General features: G+C 70.1%; 16 protein-coding genes. 12 read left to right on the forward strand and 4 right to left on the reverse strand.

Features of this window, described 5'->3' with window-relative positions; genetic code table 11:
• Window position 1: 1 nt before the first annotated feature.
• Window positions 2–823: an alpha/beta hydrolase gene (locus HWX55_RS31450; protein WP_175978546.1), complete on the reverse strand. Its 822-nt coding sequence runs from the start codon at window positions 821–823 to the stop codon at window positions 2–4.
• Between the two features lie 58 nt (window positions 824–881).
• Window positions 882–1,313 (reverse strand): DUF3331 domain-containing protein, encoded by a 432-nt coding sequence (locus tag HWX55_RS31455; protein WP_175978547.1) that lies wholly within the window; start codon window positions 1,311–1,313, stop codon window positions 882–884.
• 526 nt (window positions 1,314–1,839) lie between these two features.
• Between HWX55_RS31455 and HWX55_RS31460 the strand changes: the two genes are divergently transcribed.
• On the forward strand, window positions 1,840–2,661 hold the full coding sequence (locus tag HWX55_RS31460) for an alpha/beta hydrolase (protein WP_175978571.1): 822 nt from the start codon (window positions 1,840–1,842) through the stop codon (window positions 2,659–2,661).
• 100 nt (window positions 2,662–2,761) lie between these two features.
• Here HWX55_RS31460 and HWX55_RS31465 read toward each other — a convergent pair whose 3' ends face one another.
• Window positions 2,762–4,342, reverse strand: a complete 1,581-nt coding sequence (locus HWX55_RS31465) for an MFS transporter (RefSeq protein WP_175978548.1) — start codon at window positions 4,340–4,342, stop codon at window positions 2,762–2,764.
• Between the two features lie 83 nt (window positions 4,343–4,425).
• Between HWX55_RS31465 and HWX55_RS31470 the strand changes: the two genes are divergently transcribed.
• Both HWX55_RS31470 and HWX55_RS31475 read left to right on the forward strand, forming a co-directional pair.
• Window positions 4,426–5,454, forward strand: coding sequence for an HlyD family secretion protein (locus tag HWX55_RS31470; protein WP_175978549.1), 1,029 nt, complete (start codon window positions 4,426–4,428; stop codon window positions 5,452–5,454).
• A complete protein-coding gene (locus tag HWX55_RS31475; RefSeq protein WP_175978550.1) occupies window positions 5,451–6,887 on the forward strand; it encodes an efflux transporter outer membrane subunit in 1,437 nt (478 codons plus the stop codon). Before HWX55_RS31470 ends, HWX55_RS31475 begins: the two co-directional genes overlap by 4 nt.
• Before the next feature lie 25 nt (window positions 6,888–6,912).
• On the opposite strand, the gene HWX55_RS31480 is transcribed toward HWX55_RS31475, so the two are convergent.
• Window positions 6,913–8,184 (reverse strand): NAD(P)/FAD-dependent oxidoreductase, encoded by a 1,272-nt coding sequence (locus tag HWX55_RS31480; protein ID WP_175978551.1) that lies wholly within the window; start codon window positions 8,182–8,184, stop codon window positions 6,913–6,915.
• A gap of 221 nt (window positions 8,185–8,405) precedes the next feature.
• Here HWX55_RS31480 and HWX55_RS31485 point away from each other — a divergent pair, with 221 nt between their 5' ends.
• The 9 genes from HWX55_RS31485 (at window position 8,406) to HWX55_RS31525 (ending at window position 18,094) form a co-directional block, all read left to right on the forward strand.
• Window positions 8,406–8,678: a UBP-type zinc finger domain-containing protein gene (locus HWX55_RS31485; protein ID WP_175978552.1), complete on the forward strand. Its 273-nt coding sequence runs from the start codon at window positions 8,406–8,408 to the stop codon at window positions 8,676–8,678.
• A 156-nt stretch (window positions 8,679–8,834) separates the two neighbouring features.
• On the forward strand, window positions 8,835–9,314 hold the full coding sequence (locus HWX55_RS31490) for a VOC family protein (protein WP_175978553.1): 480 nt from the start codon (window positions 8,835–8,837) through the stop codon (window positions 9,312–9,314).
• A 1-nt stretch (window position 9,315) separates the two neighbouring features.
• A complete protein-coding gene (locus tag HWX55_RS31495; protein ID WP_175978554.1) occupies window positions 9,316–10,539 on the forward strand; it encodes an FAD binding domain-containing protein in 1,224 nt (407 codons plus the stop codon).
• 73 nt (window positions 10,540–10,612) lie between these two features.
• Window positions 10,613–10,972, forward strand: coding sequence for a DUF485 domain-containing protein (locus HWX55_RS31500; RefSeq protein ID WP_175978555.1), 360 nt, complete (start codon window positions 10,613–10,615; stop codon window positions 10,970–10,972).
• The gene (actP, locus tag HWX55_RS31505; RefSeq protein WP_175978556.1) at window positions 10,969–12,654 is read left to right on the forward strand and encodes a cation/acetate symporter ActP; all 1,686 of its coding nucleotides are present in this window, start codon (window positions 10,969–10,971) and stop codon (window positions 12,652–12,654) included. Before HWX55_RS31500 ends, actP begins: the two co-directional genes overlap by 4 nt.
• On the forward strand, window positions 12,651–13,781 hold the full coding sequence (locus HWX55_RS31510) for an amidohydrolase family protein (RefSeq protein ID WP_175978557.1): 1,131 nt from the start codon (window positions 12,651–12,653) through the stop codon (window positions 13,779–13,781). Before actP ends, HWX55_RS31510 begins: the two co-directional genes overlap by 4 nt.
• Before the next feature lie 274 nt (window positions 13,782–14,055).
• A complete protein-coding gene (locus tag HWX55_RS31515) occupies window positions 14,056–15,336 on the forward strand; it encodes a c-type cytochrome (protein ID WP_175978558.1) in 1,281 nt (426 codons plus the stop codon).
• A complete protein-coding gene (locus HWX55_RS31520) occupies window positions 15,333–15,833 on the forward strand; it encodes a (2Fe-2S)-binding protein (RefSeq protein ID WP_050014128.1) in 501 nt (166 codons plus the stop codon). Before HWX55_RS31515 ends, HWX55_RS31520 begins: the two co-directional genes overlap by 4 nt.
• Window positions 15,833–18,094, forward strand: a complete 2,262-nt coding sequence (locus tag HWX55_RS31525) for a molybdopterin cofactor-binding domain-containing protein (RefSeq protein ID WP_175978559.1) — start codon at window positions 15,833–15,835, stop codon at window positions 18,092–18,094. Before HWX55_RS31520 ends, HWX55_RS31525 begins: the two co-directional genes overlap by 1 nt.
• Window positions 18,095–18,178 lie beyond the last annotated feature (84 nt).

Raw genomic sequence — 18,178 nt, forward strand, 5'->3', positions numbered from 1 at the left:
CTCAGGCCTGCGCGAACGCCAGCAGTTCGTCGTTCAGCCTGGCCGCGTGCGTCAGGTAGAGCGCGTGCGGGCCGCCTTCGTAGACGCTCAGCGTCGCATGCGGGACGCGCTTCGCGGTGGCGGCGCCGGTCAGCGCGAGCGGCGCCGTCTGGTCGTCGTCGCCGTGAATCACGAGCGTCGGCACGTCGAACCGTTGCAGGTCGGCGCGGAAATCGGTTTCGGAAAACGCGCGGACGCAATCGAGCGTGCCCTTCAACCCGCCCTGCAGCGCCATGACCGACGTCCACCCCAGCGCCGCGCGCGACACCGTCGAGCCGCCGCGGTTCGAGCCGGTAAAGAGCGGCCAGAAGCCGTCGAAAAACGCCGCGCGATCGGCCACGATGCCCGCGCGGATGCCGTCGAATACCGCGACGTCCACGCCTTCCGGATGATCGTCGCGGCGCGCGACGAGCGGCGTCACCGAGCCGATCAGCACCGCCTTCGCGATACGGCGCGTGCCGTGCCGGCCGATGTAGCGCGCCACCTCCCCACCGCCCATCGAAAAGCCGACGAGCGTCACGTCCTGCAGGTCGAGCGTGTCGAGCAACGTCGCGAGATCGTCGGCCAGCGTGTCGTAGTCGTATCCGCTCCACGGCTGCCCGGACCGCCCGAAGCCGCGCCGGTCGTACGCGATGCAGCGCAGGCCGTGCGACGCGAGATGATGCATCTGCGCGTCCCACATGTCGGCGTTCAGCGGCCAGCCGTGAATGAACACGACCGGGCGGCCGCTGCCCCAGTCCTTGTAGTGAATCGACACGCCGTCGCGGGTGGTGAACGTGCTCATGAGGGTTCCTTGCGGGTAGGGAAGCCGCGGACGCGGCCGAAGCGTGCGGCGCGGCGCGTCATGCCCGGGACTGCCGGGCGACGAACTGCTCGAGCGCCGTCGCGAGGACCATCTCACGGCAGTTCGCGGGGCGTTTCTCGCCGCGCCACTGGGGTTTGTAGATCGCGTCGCCGATCCGGATCGGCTGCCCGGTGAGCGCGCAGCGTGCCAGCCTGCGCGCCTTCGCGCAGATCCAGCGTTGTTCGTCGTAGCGGCAGCGGGTCGGATCGCTCCACGACACCAGCATCGACGAATCGGTCTGCCGCTCGACGGCGACGATCGCGCTGCGGCGGCGCACGTCGCCGCTCGACGGCACCGGCGCATCGTCCCGATGCGGGCGACGCGAGCCGTCCGTCTCCCGCGTGCGCGGCATCGGCAGCATCCGGACGCCCGCGACGGGCAGCGGTCCGAGCGACGTGATCATGTGCTCCCAGCGATTGAAGGCGTCCATGGCGGCATATCCAGGCAGGTGACGGGCGGCGCGGGCCCTGCCGGCCCGTTCGCGTGGCGCGCAACGTGTGGCGGTGACCCGATGTTGACGATAGCCGCCGCGCGCTGAAGAGTCCCGGTCCCGCGCTTAATTTTTCTGCAATGCGGCAAATTCGCGCGCGGCGCCGCGGCGTTCAAGAAAATTCAGCCGGATTTCAGTACGGCGCGCACCGCGCCGGGATACGCTCCCGACGGCATTCGTTCGTCCGCGCGCGCCAGTCGCCGCGCGGCGGCGCACGCCGGACGGCTGCCGGGCGGGATGGCCGCGGCCGGCCGTCACCGATCCACCATCCCGTGCGGCCTCGCCGCCGCATACCCCAGGAGTCCAGATGCATCCCGAACCAACCGATGCCGTTGCGTCGGCCCGCCGCCGCGACATGCTGCTCGCCGGCGCGACGGCCGTTGCCGCAGCCGCGCTGCCCGCGATGGCGGCCGCCGCCGGCACGCCGTCCCACAGCCCCTCTTCAGCCCATGCAGGCGCGCAGACGATGAACACGATCACCACCAAGGACGGCACGCAGATCTACTTCAAGGACTGGGGTAGCGGCCGCCCGGTCGTGTTCTCGCACGGCTGGCCGCTGTGCGCGGACGCGTGGGATGCGCAGATGCTGTTCCTCGTGCAGCGCGGCTATCGCGTGATCGCGCACGACCGCCGCGGCCACGGCCGCTCCAGCCAGCCGTCGCGCGGCAACGACATGAACACGTACGCGGACGATCTCGCCGCGCTGCTCGATGCGCTCGACGTGCGCGAAGCCACGCTCGTCGGCCACTCCACCGGCGGCGGCGAAGTCGCGCGCTATATCGGCCGTCACGGCACGAAGCGCGTGGCGAAGGCCGTGCTGATCGGCGCGGTGCCGCCGCAGATGGTGAAGTCGCCGACCAATCCGGGCGGCCTGCCGATGGACGTATTCGACGGCATCCGCAAGAACGTCGCGGAGAACCGTTCGCAGTTCTACAAGGATCTCGCGGTGCCGTTCTTCGGCTTCAATCGCCCGAACGCGAAGGTGTCGCAGGGCACGATCGACGCGTTCTGGTCGCAGGGGATGATGGGCGGCATTCACGGCCAGTATCTGTGCGTGAAGGAGTTCTCCGAAGTCGACTACACCGAGGACCTGAAGAAGTTCGACGTGCCGACGCTCGTGCTGCACGGCGACGACGACCAGATCGTGCCGATCGACGATTCGGCCCGGCTGTCGTCGAAGATCGTCAAGCACGCGGTGCTGAAGGTGATCGAGGGCGGCGCGCACGGGATGTGCGTCGTGAACGCCGATCGCATCAACGCCGAGTTGCTCGCGTTCCTGCAGGCGTAAGCGTGCCGTCCGTCGCGGCGGCGCTCATGCCGCCGCGACGGACGCTGCGCCCACGCCGTTCAGGACTTTTCAGGAAATTTCAGATCGCGCGGCGCCGCGCTCACGGCGCCCGCACCGGGCGCAGCAGGATGCCGAGCAGCGCGCCGGCGAGCGCGAACGCCATCGCCACGCGGAAGTTGTCGGCCAGCGCGAGCGTCGTGGCCTGCACGCGCACCGCGCGATCGACGAGCGCATAGGTCGCCTGGTTGCCTGTCGCGAACGTGGCGCCATGCGCGACCAGCGACGCCGCGCCGGCCCGCAGCCGTTCGAGCGTTTCCGGATCCGACAGCGACACATGCAGACCGACGAGATTCGAATGGGTAGCCTCCCTGATCCGCTGAATCACCGCGATCGACGTCGTGCCGAGCTGCCCGCTCAGCAGGCGCGTCGTCTGCACGACCGCGCCGAACGTCAGCGCATGCTCGGCCGTCACGTGCCGGCCGAAGAAAACGATGACCGACGTGAGCGCCATCGTCTGGCCGAGCGCCTGCAGCAATTGCGACGGAATGAAATCGGGCTCGGCCCACACCGGCGTGAGCCGCGAGCCGAGCGCGAACGCAATCGCCACCATCGCGAAGCCGGCGACGATCAGCCGGCGCGGGTCGACACGCTGCAGCAACAGCGCGACGCACGGCGCGAACAGCAACTGCGGGATCGCGATCCAGCGCAGCGTATCGCCGATCTGCAGCGGGCGCAGCCCGTACGTACTCGCGAGGAACAGCGACGGGATGAAGCTCGTGTTCAGCACGGTGAAGCGCACGAGGCCGACGAGCACGATCAGCAGCGCGATGTTGGGCCGCGCCAGATAGCCGAGATCGATGCCCGCGCGCGGCGATGCGAGTTCGTGGATCAGGAACGCGGCGATCATCAGGATGCCGACGGCCAGCAGCGCGACGATCAGCGGCGACTGCAGCCAGAACAGCCGCTCGCCCTGGTCGAGTGCGACGCACAGGCACGCGAACCCGCCCGCGCCGAGCAGCATCCCGCGCGCGTCGATGCCGGACGCGAAGCGCTTGATCGGCTCGTCGGCGAGCGACAGCATCAGGCACGCGATGAACGGCACGGTCAGCGCCGCGTTCTGCCAGAACAGCCAGCGCCAGCTCAGGTGTTCGCTGTACCAGCCTTCGAGCGTGGCCGACAGGTTCAGCGACATCTCCAGATTCATCGCATACGCGGCGATGCCGAACGGGATCAGCCGCGGCGGCAGCGTGCGCACGACGAAGCCGATCGTCAGCGGCACGAACACGCCGGACGCGAGCCCCGCGATCGCCTGGCACACGATGAACGCGCCGAATTGCGTGCAGAGCGGCAGCACCGTTTCCGCGCCGAGAAACACCACGGCGCCCGCGACCAGCACGCGGCGCGTGCCGAACATGAAGGCCGCCGCGATCGCGAGCGGCCCGACGAACATCTGCGATGCGGTAAACGCGGTGTTGATCCACGCGCCTTCGTCGAAGCCGACGCCCAGCGCGCCGCGCACGTCGGCGAGCCCGAGCGACGTGATGCGCGATGTCAGCGTCGCGATGATCGCGCCGAGCAGCACGGCCGCGATCGCGGCGATCGACCGAAACGTCGGAATGTCGGAGGCCGGCCCTGCGGCCGGCGCCGGCATGGCACTGCCGGTGGCGAACGTCGTGTTCATCGTCGAGCGGCTCCCGCCTGTCAAGCTGGCGCAAGCATAACGCGGTGCGTCGAATCCTGCCCGTACAACGGAGTTTGCCGATCATGACCCCACCCTCCCCCGCGCCGACGCCTGCCGTGCCCGCGCGTTCCCGCAAGCCGGCCATCGTCGCGATCGCCGCGATCGCGCTGCTGCTCGTCGCGTTGCTCGCGTACGAGTTCGACGCACGCGATCGCGGCACCGATGATGCATACGTGACCGGCCACCTGCACGTGATCTCGCCGCGCGTGTCCGGCACGGTCGAGCGCGTGCTCGTCGACGACAACCAGTTCGTGCACGCGGGCGACGCGCTCGTGCAGATCGACCGGCGCGACTTCGACGTGCGCGTCGCCGCGCAGCGCGCACGCGTCGCGCAGGCGCATGCCGATGCGAGCCGCGCCCACGCGCTGATCGAGCAGGCGGACGCGGCGCTCGTGTCGGCGCACGCCGATGCCGAAAAGGCCGAACTCGATTACGCGCGGGCCCGCGAACTGACCCGCGAGACGCCGCGCGGCCTGTCGAAGCAGGAGTTCGATGCGGCCGATGCCGCCCGCAAGTCCGCCCGCGCGCGCGTCGCGGCGGCCGACGCGCAACGGCGCAGCGCCCTCGCCGCCGCCCAGGCCGCCGACGCCGCGTCGAACCAGAACGATGCCGAATTGCGCGACGCACTGCTGCAGCTCGGCTACACGGCGGTCGTCGCGCCGTCGGACGGCTACGTCGGCAAGAAGACCGTCGAGACCGGCGAGCATGTCGCGCCCGGCCAGGCGCTGCTCACGCTGGTCGAGCCGCATCCGTGGATCGTCGCCAATTTCCGCGAGACGCAGTTGCGGCACGTACGCGCCGGCGACGCCGTGCAACTGCGCTTCGATGCGCTGCCGGAACGCGCGTTCAGCGGCCGCATCGACAGCCTGTCGCCCGCGACCGGCGCGCAATTCGCGCTGCTGCCGCCCGACAACGCGACCGGCAACTTCACGAAGGTCACGCAGCGCGTGCCCGTGAAGATCCTGCTGGACGGCCCGGCCGCGACGGAGCCGCGCATCCGGCCCGGGCTGTCGGTCGTCGTCACGCTGCAACCCGGCGGCGCAGCGCGATGAAGCGCGCCTTCGCCGTACTCGCCGCGAGCCTGCTGGCCGCCTGCTCGATCGCGCCGCAGCCGCTCGCGCCCGTCCCGGTCGGGCGCGACGGGTTCCTCCATGCCGCTCCGTCGACCGATGCGCGCGCGCCGTCGCTCGCGGCGTGGCCCGCGCGGTTCGGCGACCCGCAACTCGGCCGCCTCGTCGACGCCGCGCTCGCGCACAACCTCGACATCCGCGCGGCGGCCGCGCGCGTCGACCAGGCGCAGGCGCTGCTCGGCGTGCGCGAGGCCGCGCTGGCGCCGACCGTGCGCGTCGACCCGTCGTTCAGCCGCACGCGCGTATCCGGCACGGTCGACAACGCGCTGCCGAAGCGCACGATGCACAACTGGTCGGTTCCGGTCGCCGCGAGCTACGAAGTCGATCTATGGGGACGCTTGCGCGGCGACGCCGACGTCGGCGAACAGAACGTGCTGCAGGCGGCGGCCGACCGCGATGCGATGCGTTTGCGGGTGGCGACCGAAGTGGCCGTCGACTACCTGACGCTGCGCTACGTCGACGACGATCTCGTGACGCTCATGCGCGCGATCGGGCTGCGGCGCACCGCGCTCGACGTGATCGCCGCGCGCGTGCGGGCCGGCGCGGCGAGCGATCTCGACGGGCTGCGCGCGTCCGCCGATCTCGATACCGCACATGCCGATCTCGCGGAGAGCCGCCGGCTGCGCGAGAACCTCGTCGACGCCCTCGCGGTGCTGACCGGCGTGTCGCCGACCGCGTTCGACGTCGACACGGGCGCCGTGCCCGTGCAGGTGCCGGAGGTGCCGGCCGGGCTGCCGTCCGCGTTGCTCGCCCAACGCCCGGACGTATTCGCGGCGGCCCGGCGCGCCGACGCGGCGTCGCTCGAGCTGGGCATCGCGCGCACCGCGTGGCTGCCGACGCTGACGCTGACCGCCGACGGCGGTTTCGCCACCCGCGACCTGCGCTCGTTTCTCGACCGCAACAGCTCGCTGTGGAGTCTCGGCGCGAACGTCGCGCTGACGCTGTTCGACGGCGGCAAGCGCGACGCGGCGGTGGCCGCCGCGCGGGCCGGCACGGACGTCGCCGACGCCAACTATCGCGCGACCGCGATCGCTGCGTTGCGCGACGTGCAGGACGCGCTCAACGACATCGCCGCGCAAAAGGAGCGGATCGTGCGCTACGACCATGCGGCACACGCGACGGACGCCGCGGCGCGGCTGTCGCTGAGCCGTTACGCGCACGGTTACGTCAGCTACCTGGAAGTGATCGACGCCGATCGCGATGCGCTGAATGCGCGGCGCCAGCTGATTCACAGCCGGCAGGCGCTGGCCGTCGCGACGGTGAGCCTCGTGCGCGCGTTGGGCGGCGGATGGACGCCGCCGGCGCGCGCCGGCCGGGACGGGTTACGCGACGCGACGCAGGCCGACGCGCGATGAATGGATCGAACGGCCGGCGAGCACGTCACACGAGCGCGAGCCGATGCGCGTCCTCGCCGAGAAACCGGTGCACGAAGGTCACGGCCATCGCGCCTTCGCCGACCGCCGACGCGACGCGCTTGACCGATCCCGATCGCACGTCGCCGGCCGCGAACGATCCCGGCACGCTGGTTTCCAGGTGATACGGCCGCCGCTCGAGCGGCCATACGCGCTCGAACGCGGGACAGTCGTACAGGTCGCCGCCGGTCACGAGATAACCGTCCGGATTGCGAATGATGTCGGTGTCCTTCGCCCAGTCGGTATTCGGCGCGCCGCCGATGCACACGAACAGGCGCGTGGCCGGCAGCCGTTCGCGCGTGCCGTCGGCCGAGCGAAGCTCGATCGCGTCGAGCCAGCCGTCGCCGTGCAGCGCGGCGACGCTCGAGCGGTAGCGGACCTCGATGTTCGGCGTCCGCTCGATCCGGTCGATCAGGTAGCGCGACAGCGTGTCGGCGAGCGATGCCCCGCGCACGAGTATCGTCACCTGGCGCGCATGCCGCGCGAAATTCATCGCGGCCTGGCCGGCCGAATTGCCGCCGCCGACGATGAACACCTGCTCGCCCGTGCACATCGGCGCTTCGCTCGACCCGGCGCCGTAGAACAGCCCCGCATTGAGAAACGCCGGCTCCTCCGGCAGCCCAAGGCTGCGATATTCGATGCCGGTCGCGCAGATGTTCGCGCGCGCGACCAGGATCGACCCGTCGGCGAGCTCGACGCGGATCTTGCCGTCGACGAACGTCGCATGCACGCCTTCACGCATCGTCAGCAGCTCGACGCCGAACTTCACCGCCTGCTCGCGCGCGCGTTCGGCGAGCTCCGCGCCCGGGATGCCGTCCGGGAAGCCCATGTAATTCTCGATCAGCGAACTCGTGCCGGCCTGCCCGCCGATCGCGCCGCGCTCGATCACGACCGCGCGCAGCCCTTCGGACGCCGCGTAGACCGCCGCCGACAGCCCGGCCGGCCCCGCGCCGTAGATCGATACGTCGTATTCGACGAAGCGCGGGCGCGCGACCCAGCCGAGCCGCGCGGCGATCTCGGTCAGCGTCGGCTGGTACAGGCGCGAGCCGTCCGGAAAGATCACGACCGGCAGCCGGATGTCGTGCAGCGGCGCGATGCCGAGCACCTGCGCGCAGTCGGCGTCGGATGTCAGCTCGCACCAGTCGTACGCAATCATGCGCCGCTGCAGGAAATCGCGGATCGCATACGCGTCCCTGCTGCGCGGCAGGCCGACGATCCGCACGTGTTGCGGTTGATCCATGAGCGCCTCCCGATGATGTCGATGTCGAATGCGGTCCGGCCGGTGCCCGCGCCGGACGCATTCGCGACTGTACGCCGCCGTCGTGCGCCGCGCGGGCCGCTTCATGACAATTAAGGTGCGGCCGCGACGCGACGCTGCACAATGCCGCGTACCCCTCCCGCTTGCGGCTTCGCGCCGGCCGTGCCGCAAGCGTCGCTCCCGCGCCGGCACCGGAGCGCAAGATGGCCAACGCCTGTACGCATCTCGACGAAGCACGCGTGTTCGACACCGACAAGGACTACTGTGAGGAATGCGTCAAATCGGGCAGCCGCTGGGTGCATTTGCGGATGTGCCTGATCTGCGGGCACGTCGGCTGCTGCGACTCGTCGCCGAATCGCCACGCGAGCCGGCATTTCCACGAAACCGGCCACCGGCTCGTCCGCTCGATCGAGCCTGGCGAGCGCTGGATCTGGTGCTACGCGGACGAAGTCGTCGCCGGCGAAGTTCCGTCGTAACGTGACACGCGGCGCCATCGGCGCCCGTTCATCCCCGATTCGCCCCCGATTCCGGGCCAAGGGTTAACACGGCTCGATCACGGCTTTGCGCTGCGCCGTTTTCGACCTACAATTTATCGAACGATAACTTATCCTTCGATAAACAAGAGGTTCGTCATGCCCGTATCTCGACTCGCGCATTACTCGATCCGCACGCCCGATCTCGAAGCATCGTGCCGCTTCTACGAACGCGTGCTCGGCTTCAGACGCGGCTACCGCCCGCCGTTCGACTTTCCGGGCGCGTGGCTCTACCTCGGTGACGACGAAGCCGATTACGGCACGGTCCACCTGATCGGCATCGATCCGGCCAACCCGAACGGGCTCGCCGCGTATCTCGGCGACAAGCCCGTGCCGGCCGCGGGCACCGGCACCGTCGACCACATCGCGTTCGTCGCGACCGGCGTCGAGGCGATGTGGCGCACGCTGCGTGCCGAGCACATCGCATGGCGCGACCGCACCGTGCCGAGCCTCGGATTGCATCAGGTCTTCATCGAGGATCCGTCGGGCGTGACGATCGAACTGAACTACCCGGCCGCCGAAGTCGCCGGCCTCGACATGCGCGGCGCCGCAGCGGCCGCCGCTACCCGTGGAGACTGACATGAGCATCCATTCGACGCATCGCAAGGCCGCCATCGTCGGCGGCTCGCTGGGCGGGCTGTTCGCCGCGAACCTGTTGCTGCGCAACGGCTGGGACGTGGACGTGTTCGAGCGCGTGCCCGACGCGCTGTCCGGCCGCGGCGCCGGCATCGTCACGCATCCGGAGCTGTTCGACGTGCTGCGCGCGGCCGGCGTGCGCGTCGACGCATCGATCGGCGTGAACGTCGAATCGCGCGTCACGCTCGCGCGGGACGGCTCGCTCGCATCCGAGCGGCAACTGCCGCAGACGCTGACCGCATGGAGCAAGATGTACCACGTCCTGCGCGCCGCGCTGCCCGACCAGCACCATCACGCGGGGGCCGTCGTCGCCGACGTCGCGGACGGGCCCGAGCACGCCACGCTCACGCTGGCCGACGGGTCGGTCGTGCATGCCGACCTCGTCGTCGCGGCCGACGGCTTCCGTTCGGCGATCCGCGAACGATTCCTGCCGGACGCGCGCCTGCAGTACGCGGGCTACGTCGCGTGGCGCGGCCTCGTCGACGAGCGCGAACTGTCGGAGCGCACGCACGCGGCGCTGTTCGACAAGTTCGCATTCGGCCTGCCGCCGCGCGAGCAGATCCTCGGCTATCCGGTCGCCGGCCAGCACAACAGCACGCGGCCCGGCGAGCGCCGCTACAACTTCGTGTGGTATCGCGCGACCCGCGAGGACACCGACCTGCCGAACCTGCTCACCGACGCGACGGGCAAGCTGTGGGCGACCGGCATTCCGCCAACGCTGATCCGCCGCGACGTGCTCGCCGACATGGAAGACGCCGCGCATGCATTGCTCGCGCCGCAGTTCGCGGAAGTCGTGTCGCGCGCCGCACAGCCGCTGTTCCAGCCGATCTACGACCTCGAGGTGCCGCGCATGGCGTTCGGCCGCATCGCGCTGCTCGGCGATGCGGCATTCGTCGCGCGGCCGCACTGCGGGATGGGCGTCACGAAGGCCGCGGGCGATGCGCTTGCGCTGGTCGGCGCGCTGGCCGCGCATGCCGATCCGCTGGATGCACTGCACGCGTACAGCGAAACGCGCACCGCGTTCGGCGCCGCGATCGTGGAACACGCGCGCCATCTCGGCGCATACATGCAGGCGCAACTGAAGAACGACACCGAACGCGAGATGGCCGAACGCTACCGCACCGCGGAAGTCGTGATGCGCGAAACGGCCGTGCCGCCGCGGTTCTGACCACCGGCGGGCGCATGGACGAAGTCTTGCGCACGCCGCATCGCGCCCCATCCAATACCGACAAGGAGACACCGTGAACCGCTCGATTACGGCCGCCGCCGGCCCCGCACCCGATCAGGACGTGCCCGCCGCGGCCACGCATCCGCTGCTGCGCGACGCCCGCTTCCGCCATCTCGTCACGCGAAGGCGGCGATTCGCGTGGTCGCTGACCGCCGTCATGCTCGCGCTTTACTTCGCGTTCATCCTGTCGCTGGCGTTCTCGCCGGCATGGCTCGGCCGGCCGATCGTGCCGGGCCGCCCGACCACGTGGGGCATCCCGGTCGGCTTCGGCATGTTCGTCGCGACGTTCGCGCTCGTCGCGCTGTACGTGCGGCGTGCGAATGCGGTGCACGACGCGCTCGTCGCGTCGATCCGCGACGGAGGCGGCCAATGAAACGCACCTTCGTCATCCTCCTCGCCGCAACGGCGAGCGCAGCCGCGGCGCCGGCGTTCGCGGCGGGCTCCGCGCCGCTCGCGCACCCGCACAATCCGGTCGCCATCGGCATGTTCGTGCTGTTCGTCGCGTCGACGCTCGCCATCACGCGCTGGGCCGCCCGCCAGAACCGCAGCGTCGCCGATCATTACGCGGCCGGCGGCCGCATCACCGCGCTGCAGAACGGCTGGGCGATCGCCGGCGACTACATGTCGGCCGCATCGCTGCTCGGCATCTCCGCGCTCGTGTTCACGAGCGGTTACGACGGGCTGATCTATTCGGTCGGCTTTCTCGCGAGCTGGCCGATCATCCTGTTCCTGATCGCGGAGCCGTTGCGCAACCTCGGCAAGTACACGCTCGCCGACGTCGTGTCGTACCGGCTGCAGCCACGGCCGATCCGCGCGTTCGCCGCGTCGAGCTCGATCGTCATCGTCCTGCTGTATCTCGTGTCGCAGATGGTCGGCGCCGGCAAGCTCGTCGAGCTGCTGTTCGGGCTCGACTACACGGCCGCGGTGGTGATCGTCGGCGTGCTGATGGTCGTCTACGTGTTCTTCGGCGGCATGCTCGCCACCACGTGGATCCAGATCGTCAAGGCCGTCCTGCTGCTCGCCGGCGCGGCATTCATGGCGTTCATGGTGCTGAGCCGCTTCGGCTTCAGCCTCGACGCGCTGTTCGCGCAGGCGCTGCGCGTCCATCCGAAGCACGCGGCCATCATGCGGCCGGGCGGCCTCGTGTCCGACCCGGTGTCCGCGGTGTCGCTCGGGCTCGCGCTGATCTTCGGGACGGCCGGCCTGCCGCACATCCTGATGCGCTTCTTCACGGTCGGCGACGTCGGCGCGGCGCGCAAGAGCATCCTCCATGCAACCGGCATCGTCGGCGCCGGCTATGCATTGATCATCGTGATCGGCTTCGGCACGATCGCGCTCGTCGCGGCGGACCCGCGGTATCACGATGCGTCCGGCGCGGTGGCCGGCGGCGCGAACATGGTGGCGATCCATCTCGCGCATGCGATCGGCGGCAACTTTTTCCTCGGCTTCATCTGCGCGGTCGCGTTCTCGACGATTCTCGCCGTGGTCGCGGGGCTGACGCTCGCCGGCTCGTCGGCGATCTCGCACGACCTCTATGCGAACGTGCTGCGCCGCGGCCAGGCGACCGACCGCGAAGAAATGCGCGTCGCACGCGCGACGACGCTGGTGCTCGGCGTGCTCGCGATCGTGCTGGGCATCGCATTCGAGAAGCAGAACATCGCGTTCATCGTCAGCCTCACGTTCTCGATCGCCGCCAGCTCGAATTTCCCGGTGCTGCTGCTCTCGATCTACTGGCGCGGCCTGACGACGCGCGGCGCGGTGGTCGGCGGCACGATCGGGCTCGTCACGGCGGTCACGCTCACCGTGCTGAGCCCGACCGTCTGGGTACAGGTGCTCGGCCACGCGCACGCGCCCTACCCGTACGAATATCCGGCGCTGTTCTCGATGGCCGCCGCGTTCGTCGCGATCGTCGCGGTGTCGGCCACCGACGGCTCGGCCCGCGCGCGACGCGAACGCGCGCGGTTCGACGCGCAGCTCGTCGCATGCGAACTCGGCGCCCTGCCGCGCCACGGCACGCCACAACACGACAATCACGACCTGGAGACGATCCGATGACCTGCCCCTGCTGCCTGCCCACCGGCCGGCGCCGCATGCTCGGCACATTCGCCGCGCTTGCCGTCGCGGCCCTTGCCGGACGCCCGGCCGCGGCGGCGCAACCGGCGCCCGCCTCGGCCGCTGCAGCCGCGCTGCCGGCCCGGCGTCCACGCGCGATCGACATCCACGCGCACTATTACCCGGAAAGCTTCTGCGACCTCGTCGGCGGCGAAGGCAAGCGGTTCGGCGGCGCATTCGCGTGCGACGACACGACGTTCACGTTCCGCACGCCGGCCGGCGGCCTCGGGCCGCTGCCGATGAAATTCATCTACGTCGACGCGCGGCTCGAGGACATGGACGCGTCGGGCGTCGACGTGCAGGCGCTGTCGCTGAGCGTGCCGATGGCGTACTGGGGCGACCGGCCGTTCAACGCGAAACTGGCGCGCACATGGAATACGGCCGCGTCGCGCGTGCACCAGCGGCATCCGGCGCGCTTCGTCGTCCTCGCGACGCTGCCGATGCTCGACGCCACCGATGCGATCGACGAGCTCGAGCGCGCGTCGGCGCTGCCCGGCGTGCGCGGCGTGTACATGGGCACGAACATCGACAACCGCGACCTCGACGATCCGCGGTTCGCGCCGGTGTTCGCGCGCATCGAGCAACTCGGGCTGCCGGTGTTCCTGCACCCGCAGCAAACCGTCGGCGGCGCGCGCCTCGGCGATTTCTACCTGAGCAACCTGCTCGGCAATCCGTTCGATACGGCAATCGCCGCTTCGCACCTGATACTCGGCGGCGTGCTCGACCGCCATCCGGCGCTGCACGTCACGCTGCCGCATGCGGGCGGCGCGCTGCCGGTCCTCGTCGGCCGGCTCGACGCCGGGTGGACCGTCCGGCCGGAAACGCGCCGGCTCGCGCAACAGCCGAGCAGCTATCTGCGGCGCTTCAGCTACGACACGGTGTCCCACTCGGGGCCGGTGCTGAACTTTCTGATCGAGAACGTCGGCATCGACCGGCTGGTGCTCGGCAGCGACTATTGCTTCGACATGGGCTACGCGCAACCGGTGCGTTTTCTCGACCGGCTGGACCTGCCCGACGACCAGCGCGCGCTGGTGCTCGGCGGCAATGCGGGCCGGCTGCTGCGGATCTAGCGCATGCGTGCCGGGTGCCGCCGAACCAGGCCGGACCCCGTTCAGAACGTTTCAGCCCGGTTTCAGGAAATGACGCGGGCGTCTGCGTAGACTGGCTGCAAGAGCGACCGCGCAGGCCAGCGCCTGCGCGCCTTTTCGATTGATGGAGTGACAACGTGGATCCAGTTGCCAATCACCGCCGCGCAGCCACGCGTTCGCGGCCCGGCCGGCCGACGCACGACGCCCCGGGCGCGCCGCGCACGACGTGCGGCGCACCGCTTCGCGCGGAGCGCACATGAAGCACAAACGACTCTGGTTCGGCGCGGCCGGCATCGCGATCGCGGGCATCGCGGTCGCGCTCGGCATCATGGTGCGGCCGTCGATCGCGCCGATCGATCCGCCCGCCCCTGCTTCGTTCGATCCGCAACTGGTGCGCGCCGGCGCGCGGGTCGTCGCGCTCGGCGACTGCGTCGTATGCCACACCGCGAAGGACGGCAAGCCGTTCGCGGGCGGGCTGCCGCTCGCGACGCCGTTCGGCACGATCTACGCGACCAACATCACGCCGGACGCCGAAACGGGGATCGGCCGCTGGTCGCGCGACGCCTTCGCCCGTGCATTGCGCACCGGCATCGGACGCAACGGCCAGCCGCTTTACCCGGCGTTTCCGTACATTCATTTCACGCGGATGTCGGACGACGACATCGCCGCCGCGTACGCATACCTGATGACGCGTGAACCGGTACATGCGACGGCGCCCGCGAACGACCTGATCTTTCCGCTGAATTTCCGGCCGCTGGTCGCGTTCTGGAACGTGCTGTTCCTGCGCGAAGGCGCGTATCAACCCGACCCCGCGCAGTCCGCGCAATGGAACCGCGGCAGGATGCTCGTCGACGGGCTCGGCCACTGCGCATCGTGCCATTCGCCGCTGAACGCGATCGGCGGCGAGCAGCGCGGCCGTGCATTCGACGGCGGCATCGTCGACGGTTGGGAAGCGCCGCCGCTCAATGCGCTCGGCCAGGCCGCGCGCCCGTGGACACAGGCGCAGCTCGTGACCTACCTGCGCACCGGCCACGCAAGCGAGCATGGCGCGGCGGCCGGGCCGATGCTGCCGGTCACGCGCGACCTCGCGACGGTACCGGTGGAGGACGTCGAGGCGATCGCCGCGTACATCCTGTCGATCCAGAAGCCGGCGACCGCGCATGCGGCCGCGAATCCGCTCCAACGCGCCGCGACGACGCCGGCCGCGCAGCGCGGCGCGACGCTGTTCCAGGCGTCGTGCGCGCAGTGCCACGGGCCGGCCGCGCCGATGCAATCGATCGGCGAGCGCCCGACGCTCGCGTTCAGCACGGCGGTCAACGCCGATACGCCGCGCAACGCGATCCAGATGATGTTCAACGGCATCGGCTGGCACGGCGAGGACACGCTGAACTACATGCCGTCGTTCATCGACCAGTACGACGACGCGCAGATCGCCGATCTCGCCGCGTACGTGCGCGAGACCTATACCGACCGTCCCGCATGGTCGGGCGTCGACGCGATGGCCGCGAAGCTCAGAAAAGAGGACACCGCACGATGATTACCCTCACCGTCAACGGCGTGCGGCACACGCTGGACATCGATCCGTCCACGCCGCTGCTGTACGCGCTGCGCAACGACCTGCACCTGCACGGCGCGAAGTTCGGCTGCGGCCTCGGCCAATGCGGCGCCTGCACCGTGATCGTCGACGGCAAGCCGACCTTCTCGTGCCTGATGCCGGTGGCCGCGGTCGGTTCGCGCAGCGTGCGCACGATCGAGAGCCTCGGCACCGCCGAGCATCCGGGCCCGCTGCAACGCGCGTTCATCGAGCACCAGGCCGCGCAGTGCGGCTACTGCATCGCCGGGATGATCATGCGCGCGCAGGCGCTGCTCGAACGCAACCCGAAGCCGACCGAACAGGAACTGCGCACGCACATGGAACCGAACCTGTGCCGCTGCGGCACGCACATGCGGATTCTCGCGGCGGTGCGCTCGGTCGCGGGGCTGCCAGCCCCCGAACCGGCTTCCGCTCCCGTCACGATCAGCAAGGGGCTGTAATGAATTCCCACGACGACATCGACGAAGGCCGTCGGCACTTCATCGTCTCCGGCGCGCTGTTCGTCGCGTTCAGTCTCGCGCCCGCGTCGCGCGCGGCCGCGCAGCTGGTGATCGCCGACGAAGGCGCGGCCGTGCACGTGGCGAAGGCCACGCAGGCGCTCGCCGGCAGCCTGAAGACCAATCCGCTGCTCGATGCATGGGTCAAGATCGCGCCCGACGGCAAGGTCACCGTGTACACCGGCAAGGTCGAGCTCGGCACCGGCGTGCGCACCGCGCTGCTGCAGGTGGCCGCCGAGGAACTCGACATGAAGCCGTCGCTGATCACGTTCCTGACCGCCGACACCGGCGCGTCGCCGGACGAAGGCTTGACCGCCGGCAGCCACACGATGGCCGACAGCGGCTCCGCGCTGCTGAACGCGACCGCGCAGGTGCGCGCGCTGCTGGTCGAAGGCGCGGCGAAACGCTTCGGCGTCGATCCGCGCATGCTGACGACCGCCGACGCGGTGATCACGGCGCCCGACGGCCGCACGATGACCTACGGCGACGCGATCCGCACGGTCGACCTGCACCGCAACGCGACGCCCACGTCGCCGCTGAAGAACCCGGCGACGTTCTCGGTGATCGGCACGTCGCTGCCGCGCGTCGACATCCCGAACAAGGTCACGGGCGGCGTCAGCTACGTGCAGGACATGCAGCTGCCCGGCATGCTGCACGCACGCGTCGTGATGCCGCCGGTGTACGACGCGAAGCTGCTGTCGTTCGACGAAGCCGCGATCCTGAAGCTGCCGGGCGTCGTGCGGATCGTGCGCAACGGCAGCATGCTCGCGGTGGTCGCGCAGGGCGAGTGGCAGGCGGTGGTCGCGCAGCGCGCGCTCGCCGCCGGCTGCCAGTGGTCGCCGGGCCGCAAGCTGCCCGAGCGCAGCACCGTGCACGCGGACCTGAAGCGGATCTCGACGCAGCGCATCGAGATCGCGAACACGCATGCGGCCACCGCGCCGGCCGTGAAGACGCTGAACGCGACGTTCCTGAAGAACTACCTGCTGCATGGGTCGATCGGGCCGTCGTGTTCGGTCGCACATCTCGAGAACGGGATGATGACGGTGTGGACCCACTCGCAGGGCGTCTATCCGCTGCGCGATGCGCTCGCGGAAATGCTGTCGATGCCGAAGGCGAACATTCGCTGCATTCACACCGAGGGCTCCGGCTGCTACGGCCACAACGCGGCGGACGACGTGGCCGCGCACGCGGCGCTGATCGCCGCCGCGATGCCGGGCAAGCCGATTCGCGTGCAATGGATGCGCGAACAGGAACACACGTGGGATCACTTCACGCCCGCGATGGTGACCGAGGTCAGCGCATCGCTCGACGCGAGCGGCCGCATCGTCGACTGGAACTATGCGTTGTGGAGCAGCTCGCACAACGAGCGGATCGTCAACGCGGGCCGGCTGCTGCCCGCGCGCATGCTCGAGCCGCCGTTCGTGCCCGCGCCGTCGACGCCGATGCTGCAACCGGAAGGCGGCGGCGACCGCAACGCGATCCCGCTGTACGCGCTGCCGAACCAGCACATCGTCAACAACTTCTCGCCGACGATGCCGCTGCAGACGTCCGCGATGCGCTCGCTCGGCGCGCACACCAACGTCTGGGCGATCGAAAGCTTCATGGACGAGCTCGCGCACGCCGCCGGCGTCGATCCGGTCGAATTCCGGCTGCGCCACATGGAAGACCATCGCGCGCGGCAGGTGATCCAGCTCGCCGCGAAGCACTTCGGCTGGCCGCGGCCGCCGCGTGCGCGCAACCGCGGCGTCGGCTTCGCGTTCGGCAAGTACAAGAACCTGATGGCGTACGTCGCGATCGCGGTCGAGGTGTCGGTCGTGCCGGAAACCGGTCAAGTGACGCTCGAACACGCGGAAGCCGCCGTCGACGCGGGCCAGATCGTGTCGCCGGACGGCATCCGCAACCAGATCGAGGGCGGCATCGTGCAGGCCGCGAGCTGGACGCTGTACGAGGCGCTGAAGTACGACACGGAACGGATTCGCAGCTTCGACTGGAGCAGCTACCCGATCCTGCGCTTCTCGGCCGCGCCGCAGAACGTGAAGGTCCATCTGGTCAATCGCCCCGGCGCGCCGTTTCTCGGCGCGGCCGAGGCGTCGATGGGGCCGACCGCCGGCGCGCTGGCCAACGCGATCTTCGATGCGACCGGCCAGCGCCTGCGCGAAATGCCGTTTGCCGGCGACGCGCTGAGAAAGCGCATCGACGCGTAGCGATCGGTCGCGTTCGCTGCGCGATACGCCCTATCCGATACCCGACAAGACGGCGCCGGCACGCACCGGCGCCGCATGCCGACA

It is taken from the genome of Burkholderia sp. BCC1047 (genome assembly GCF_902833155.1).
GTDB lineage: Bacteria > Pseudomonadota > Gammaproteobacteria > Burkholderiales > Burkholderiaceae > Burkholderia > Burkholderia sola.